The following is a 1,221-nucleotide window of genomic DNA, read 5'->3' on the forward strand; positions in this document are numbered from 1 at the left end:
CTTAAGTTTACAATTCATTAAATTTAAGGATAAATCAGAAAAGACAAAAGAGAGGAGTAAGGTTAATATACACGCAGAAGCTTTAGACTTCGTCAACATTGAAAATCCCCTCTCTTTTCTACACAGATTTCGTACAGTTCTATGAGGCTTTAAGACCTCGATTTTAAGTCGTTGAAACTCGCGTAGATTGTCCTTTCAAAAAAACATTTTCTTATGAATAAAGATATTAAATATTTTGGAATTGACATTAGCCATTTGGTGTTTGATGTCATGGACTCTGATGGTAATTACTATCAGTTTAAAAATAATGAACTTGGCTTTAAAAAGTTCACGAAACTTTTAAATAATAAGAGCCATTGCGTTATGGAAGCTACAGGCTATTATCATTATCAGTTAGCGTATCATTTGCTAGAATCTGGTATTAAAGTATCTGTAGAAAACCCATTGTCAGTGAAACGTTTTATACAGATGGGTTTATCAAAAGTTAAGACAGATAAGAGCGATTCAAAACTTATTTGTGCTTACGCTGAGCAAGTAGAATTAAAGCTATGGCAAGGAAATTCTAAGGAAGAAATAGAATGTCTTCAAATCGTTAGAACTCTTTCTGTGTATACAAAACAAAGCACTATGCTAAAAAACAAACTACATGGTGAAGCAGTTTTGGGTAATCCAAGTAAGCTTGTTGTTACGTCTTTAAAACGTAGTTTAAGACAATTAATCAAAGAGATAAAAACTTTAGAGGATAAGCTGTTAATTTTAGTAAAACAATCGCATCAAGATTTGTTTACCCGTTTAAAAACTATTCCTGGTATCGGTTCTAAAACAGCCATAATGTTAGTGGTATTAACAGGTGGTTTTGATCGTTTTACAAGTGCAAGTGAATTATGTAGTTATGCTGGATTAACACCAGTAATTAGACAAAGTGGAAGTAGTGTAAAAGGGAGGCCACGAATAAGTAAAATGGGGAATCAAAAGCTTCGGAATTTATTATTTATGTGCAGTTTTAATGCGTGTAAATACAACAAAGCTTGCCGAGATCTTTATGAGCGAATAGTAGCGAAAGGAAAGAGTAAAAAATTAGCATTAATTGCAGTGTGTAATAAACTACTAAAACAGGCCTTTGCACTAGCTAAATCAGGATTAATATATGATGGAAATTATAAAAGTACTTTAGTGAAAAATTAATACATTTTTACTTGTTTTTTACCACAGTACTTTGTT

1 protein-coding gene is annotated in these 1,221 nt (G+C 31.9%); it reads left to right on the plus strand.

Going from position 1 to position 1,221, the window contains the following annotated elements; translation table 11 throughout:
- Positions 1-213 precede the first annotated feature (213 nt).
- Positions 214-1,185, plus strand: a complete 972-nt coding sequence (locus tag ABD730_RS17125) for an IS110 family RNA-guided transposase (protein ID WP_344716116.1) — start codon at positions 214-216, stop codon at positions 1,183-1,185.
- Positions 1,186-1,221 lie beyond the last annotated feature (36 nt).

The sequence above is a fragment of the Winogradskyella damuponensis genome (assembly GCF_039538385.1).
GTDB lineage: Bacteria > Bacteroidota > Bacteroidia > Flavobacteriales > Flavobacteriaceae > Winogradskyella > Winogradskyella damuponensis.